Source organism: Microcoleus sp. Pol12B3 (assembly GCF_036701355.1).
Classification (GTDB): domain Bacteria; phylum Cyanobacteriota; class Cyanobacteriia; order Cyanobacteriales; family Microcoleaceae; genus Microcoleus.
Genome location: NZ_JAUBQS010000131.1, coordinates 1 through 4780, shown reverse-complemented (window position 1 = coordinate 4780; position 4780 = coordinate 1). Strand labels below are relative to the sequence as shown.

General features: G+C 42.9%; 8 protein-coding genes. 3 read left to right on the top strand and 5 right to left on the bottom strand.

Features of this window, described 5'->3' with window-relative positions:
- Positions 1-59 precede the first annotated feature (59 nt).
- Complete coding sequence (locus QUA53_RS28600) at positions 60-731, bottom strand: hypothetical protein (protein ID WP_333101217.1); 672 nt, start codon at positions 729-731, stop codon at positions 60-62.
- Positions 732-1112: 381 nt separating this feature from the next.
- Here QUA53_RS28600 and QUA53_RS28595 point away from each other — a divergent pair, with 381 nt between their 5' ends.
- The 3 genes from QUA53_RS28595 to QUA53_RS28585 all read left to right on the top strand — a co-directional run bounded on the left by QUA53_RS28595 (position 1113) and on the right by QUA53_RS28585 (position 3193).
- Positions 1113-1844: a hypothetical protein gene (locus QUA53_RS28595; RefSeq protein ID WP_333101215.1), complete on the top strand. Its 732-nt coding sequence runs from the start codon at positions 1113-1115 to the stop codon at positions 1842-1844.
- A 282-nt stretch (positions 1845-2126) separates the two neighbouring features.
- Positions 2127-2486 (top strand): hypothetical protein, encoded by a 360-nt coding sequence (locus QUA53_RS28590; protein ID WP_194060967.1) that lies wholly within the window; start codon positions 2127-2129, stop codon positions 2484-2486.
- A 185-nt stretch (positions 2487-2671) separates the two neighbouring features.
- Complete coding sequence (locus tag QUA53_RS28585; protein ID WP_333101212.1) at positions 2672-3193, top strand: hypothetical protein; 522 nt, start codon at positions 2672-2674, stop codon at positions 3191-3193.
- 109 nt (positions 3194-3302) lie between these two features.
- Here QUA53_RS28585 and QUA53_RS28580 read toward each other — a convergent pair whose 3' ends face one another.
- The 4 genes from QUA53_RS28580 to QUA53_RS28565 all read right to left on the bottom strand — a co-directional run.
- Complete coding sequence (locus QUA53_RS28580; protein WP_333101209.1) at positions 3303-3449, bottom strand: hypothetical protein; 147 nt, start codon at positions 3447-3449, stop codon at positions 3303-3305.
- The gene (locus tag QUA53_RS28575; RefSeq protein ID WP_333101207.1) at positions 3436-4056 is read right to left on the bottom strand and encodes a Uma2 family endonuclease; all 621 of its coding nucleotides are present in this window, start codon (positions 4054-4056) and stop codon (positions 3436-3438) included. The genes QUA53_RS28580 and QUA53_RS28575 overlap by 14 nt, the downstream gene beginning before the upstream one ends.
- 39 nt (positions 4057-4095) lie before the next feature.
- The gene (locus tag QUA53_RS28570) at positions 4096-4371 is read right to left on the bottom strand and encodes a hypothetical protein (protein ID WP_333058078.1); all 276 of its coding nucleotides are present in this window, start codon (positions 4369-4371) and stop codon (positions 4096-4098) included.
- 209 nt (positions 4372-4580) lie between these two features.
- Positions 4581-4780 (bottom strand): hypothetical protein (locus QUA53_RS28565; RefSeq protein ID WP_333249277.1); only part of this gene is annotated, 200 nt, incomplete at its 5' end.

Sequence of the window (4780 nt, the reverse complement as noted above, 5' to 3'; positions counted from 1 at the left end):
GTCATTTGTTTTCTCACCGGATGGTCTTGGATTTTACATTCTTTATCTCTATCACATCTTTAAAAAAATGGTATGAGGTGGTATTTCTTGGCATCAGCTTCTGACAGCTTTACGACTTCGCTCAAATAAGCGTCTAATAAATCTAAACCGCCAGCATGAGGCACGTCTGGAGAAGCAATGAACTCCAACCCCTGGTCTCGAAGTTGCGATATTTTATGCTCCAATACCAACTGTGCGATTTGGACAACTGAAGCAGTCATAGAGAGCGATCGATCTAACACTAATTCAATTTCAGCAGTTGGCAGCCCTAGACTCGAAACAGCCAGCCGTTTTTTAGCAGCTACCGCATCTAAACCAAAATCAAGGGAACAATTGCGATCGCAAAAATTATCTACAAGAACTTCGACTTCAAAACGATCGGGTAACGGACATTTGAGTAGAGGAATTAATGGACTTAGCTTTGATGGCAGTTGGATGTACTCACCCAGCAGTACCCAATATTGCTCAGCTGAACGCCCTTTCAGCTCAAAGAATGCGTTAGCCAATTGAGAATAACGGCGGACAAGAGGCTGTTCGGTACTGTCTGATTCCAAAATATCCTCTAACAAAAAGATACCGGGACAGTCATTTTCCAGCAGAAATTGCAGCACATCACTTCCGACAGATAGCTCAGTTTTACATAAGACGCATTCACTATTATACATCTGGGAAATATCTGAAACGCTTGTCATATCTGAATGACAACCTAAAATTGGGAGATTTTTATTCAAACACCGCACCTGTTGAAGAGTTGCATAGCCAGGATTCCAATAATAAACAGGTAAACAACACTCACTGGCGTACTGATGAAATGATGACAAGATTTTTTGGCGATCTGCACTGTAATATTCTAGGGCAAATATTGGAGTTGGAGGGACTCTTAACTTAGACAAAATCGTGAAATATTTCATGAACTTATACATCTAAATAGAGGATATTTAACATAAAACTTTAACTAACATAATTAAAATTTAGCGTCCTGCTAATGAGCGAAGTTTTCCCCCTCAATTGGAGGGGGTAATTGTGCCTAACGGCACTAATAAATTGATGTTATGCAAGTTAAATTGTCAATCATGGTCACAAGTAAAAAGCAAACCGCAGCCACTCCCATTCGCTCTCATTCACCAGTGCCTGCTAAATCTAAGCCACCTGAAAAACAGAACAGTCAAACAGTTAGCATTAACAATGGAGCCAAATCAAAACCTCAACCTAACCTCAGCTCCGAGCAACTTGCTGGCGAGCTAGTCAAACAGATTCGCAATACAATTCATAAGAAGTACGGCGTGACAATTCAGCGTCGCGATAGCCGTATTTCGACAAAGGTTGGCCACGCAATTCGCGAAAAACTGGGATTGGATATTCAAGCTCAGTTGAATAAGCGCAACGGTAATGGCAATGGTAAAAAGTTCGACTGGCAAGAGTGGAACAATACTGTGTTTCCCAAGCTAGTTGGCCGACCCGATGAACTCAAGTATGATGTCGAAGTTGTTGCCTTAGCGATGAGCCAACTTTACGATACAATTGCTGACAACCCGCAAGCTGCCATTGCCGATTTAATGGAGTTCAATGCTCAAAGCTTAAAGCGTCGCAACGAGTTAGCTAAATCCTCTGAAGAAGATACTGAAGAACTCGATGAGGACGAGGAATTCGATGATGAAGATGATGAAATTGATGACATACTCGATGAAATTGATGAGGATGACGAAGACGAGGAAGGCGATGAGGATGAGGATGAGGATGATGACGATGAGGAGGATGATTTTAGTTTAGACGAAGATGAAGAATTTGAGGAAGACGACGAATAATTGTTAAAGTTTGATTAGAAAGCTCTGCTGAAAAAGCAGAGCATTTTTTTGCCTCTATCGAGGCCCTTTCCACGAATCGCGATTCTGGTAATGATTGTCGCCACCGTCCGAATCAGGACGCTCTGGGAAGCATACCCAACAAATTCACAACCAAGGAAATTTTGACCTTGGTTGTGAATTTAATTTTACCCACTCACCCACCCACTAAATTTTTTGAATTAATTGTAATTAGCGAACTGCCGTCGCTTTAGTTGTGAAAAAAAACACGCTTGAGGGTTAATCATGGCTAATCGCAAATCCGCTCCAACTCCGATGCAAAAGCAATTTGCAGAAACTCTTGAAGAACAGCGCTTCGAGATGTTTTTGCACGTTGCCCGCGAGTTAACGGGACGTGCCAAACAACGACAGTTGCAGAAAGGTAAAGCTCTTGACTGGGAAGCGTTTAATACTTGGTTTAACAAGCAATATGAAGGCTACTCGGCTGACGAGATGCTTGAAGAAATCTTGAGCAACGTTTACTGGCTTTCATCTGAGCAAGCAGTGATTGACTTGCACTTCCGTTATATCGAATCGGCAGTCAAAGCTTCTCATAAGAAAAAGGCAACTGACGATAATGAAGAGATTGATGATTTTATCAAGTAATCAATGACGACCCCCTATAAAGGGGATAAAATCCTGCTCCAAGCAGGATTTGTTTTGCCCGCCCACCCACCGCACCAGTTCCCTTTGCGATATTTGCGATCGCATTCTCAGAAGGCTTTAGTAAGGTTTTGATATTAAACGCGAGCGCGTTTGAGAGATGTTCCACTTGCAAATAAATTATAATCATGTACGAACATATTCAGCATTTTCTCACCCTCACAATTGAAACTGTGGTAATTTTTGGTTACGGTGGCTTAATTGTTCACTATATCGCTACGCTGTTAGCATCGAAGCGAATGAATCCTTCTGAAAAACTCTCAGCAGAACTTGCCCCAGATTTTGTGCCTCTTCTCAATGAAATTGCTTCCTTTCCTGCTGTTACCGAATCGGCAGCAACTCCAGAACCCACAGAAGAACAGCGCCTCACCTCTTCGCTACAACTTAAAGCCGAATTTGTTTCTAATATTCAACTCGATACCGACACATTTAATCTACCCTTCATTCAAGTCGATAGCCTGACTCTTCGACAATGCCGCACCGTTATTCGAGCGCTCAATTCCACTCTCCCACGAAGTGATCATATTCGCCTGAAACTAAACAAAAAAGATGTGCCAGCAGATTCGTTAAAATTTCAAATCAAGAAGCATTTTAAGCATCGACCGCAGCAAGTTTTCTCCCTAATTGAGCAAATTTTGAAAGTTAGTTAGCAGGCTCGGGAAATCAACAAGCCAATTAGTCCTTTATTTCAAAAAAACTTATGGTAACGATTTGATAGAAAGTTTTTTTGAATGAACCCTCCTTTTCCTGACCAAGCTATTAGTTACTTTCTTCAGCGCCAAGGGGAATCAGACCCTTGCCAATTTGTTTGCTCAACTCGTTGAGACTCAATCCCCGTTCCATTGCGACCGCACGAATTCTCTCCATCCCACCGACGTTACCTGGATATAAGCTAGATAGCAGCATATCTGCCTGCCGCGAAGATTTGTTGCGCTGTTAATTGCAAGCCGGGAAAGATTGAGGAAATAAGCAGATCGTCATTTTGAAACAACTGTTTTTGATACTCGTCTTCTCGCAGCGTACAAATTGTAACTGTCGGCTGTTTGGGTTTGCCAATATATTCTCTGCCACCAATGCCCAAATAATCAACCATCCAATACTCAGGCACTCCAAGCAGGGCGTAATCTTCAACTTTGCGAGCGTAATCGTTTTGCCAGTTGGTGCTAACGACTTCAGCAATCAGTTTAATAGAAGAACCTGATGTAATTACAGGTTCTTGTTGCCACAAAGGTTCATTAATTAGTCGAGTTTGGTCTAATACAAGCACATCGGGGCGAAAGGCTGTTGCTGTTCGTAATAGTTTGATGAGACAGCGAGGAGGGATAAGGTAGGGTAAATCCAGGTGGTCAATTTCTACATTTAGTTTTCGTCCCAAAAACCCGGAGACTTGTTCGTGGGGCCCTGTTGGTGCCATTTCGGTTAATTCACCATCAATCAGTTCGTAGCAATCGCTGTCGCCGTAGTTTGTAATAAATTCATCAACAGTTATAAGTTTTGGAGGTGATTGAACCATTGTGTTTATTCCTCATCCGACGGCAATGTACGTCTTTATTCAAAGCCTCCCCATACCTGAAAGATTGGCTGTGGGTTGTTTGCGACTTTGTTCCTCGGCGTCAGTCAAAGTAATCTTGCGCCTGCCAATCTGTTCGATCAACTCGCTCAAACTCAATCCGCGCTCTCTAGCAATAGCGCGAAAACCTTCCCACCCCGCAGATGTTACCTGAATGTTCCTTTGCTTTTTTGGCTCCTCATATCGAGGTTCGCCTCCGCCTAACTTTAAATTAGCTAGAGAGTTGGGGTGGAGCTGCGTTCCTTTGCTTGGGGGCATTTTGCAACATTATCCTTTCGACTTTTTTCTTTATTATCCCACATTACGAGCCGTTTTCCGTGGTACTATAGGTAATATGGAATCAACCTATACGAGTCAACTTCTTCAATCTGGTGTCTGGCTTTGGGGCTGGCAAGTCAGGGGTTGACTTATCTCAGGAGGCACTAGGAAATGCACCCAACTCAGGAGACACCGGGCAGCGAGCAGCGTCAACCTTTAGTAGTTTTGCGAGGCTCAACCCGAAAGCACCACCACACTGTTGCAGACTCCCTGCGGATTGACCCAGATTTCCAAACGCTCATCCCTCCTTTGAGTGCGAGCGAGTTTGCTACCTTATACCATTTTTTTAAAGATGTGATAGAGATAAAGAATGTAAAATCCAAGACCATCCGGTGAGAAAACAAATGAC

Coding starts and splice junctions, on each gene's coding strand:
- QUA53_RS28600 (WP_333101217.1), bottom strand. CDS start 731: ATGACAAGCGTTTCAGATATTTCCCAGATGTATAATAGTGAATGCGTC.
- QUA53_RS28595 (WP_333101215.1), top strand. CDS start 1,113: ATGGTCACAAGTAAAAAGCAAACCGCAGCCACTCCCATTCGCTCTCAT.
- QUA53_RS28590 (WP_194060967.1), top strand. CDS start 2,127: ATGGCTAATCGCAAATCCGCTCCAACTCCGATGCAAAAGCAATTTGCA.
- QUA53_RS28585 (WP_333101212.1), top strand. CDS start 2,672: ATGTACGAACATATTCAGCATTTTCTCACCCTCACAATTGAAACTGTG.
- QUA53_RS28580 (WP_333101209.1), bottom strand. CDS start 3,449: ATGCTGCTATCTAGCTTATATCCAGGTAACGTCGGTGGGATGGAGAGA.
- QUA53_RS28575 (WP_333101207.1), bottom strand. CDS start 4,056: ATGGTTCAATCACCTCCAAAACTTATAACTGTTGATGAATTTATTACA.
- QUA53_RS28570 (WP_333058078.1), bottom strand. CDS start 4,371: ATGCCCCCAAGCAAAGGAACGCAGCTCCACCCCAACTCTCTAGCTAAT.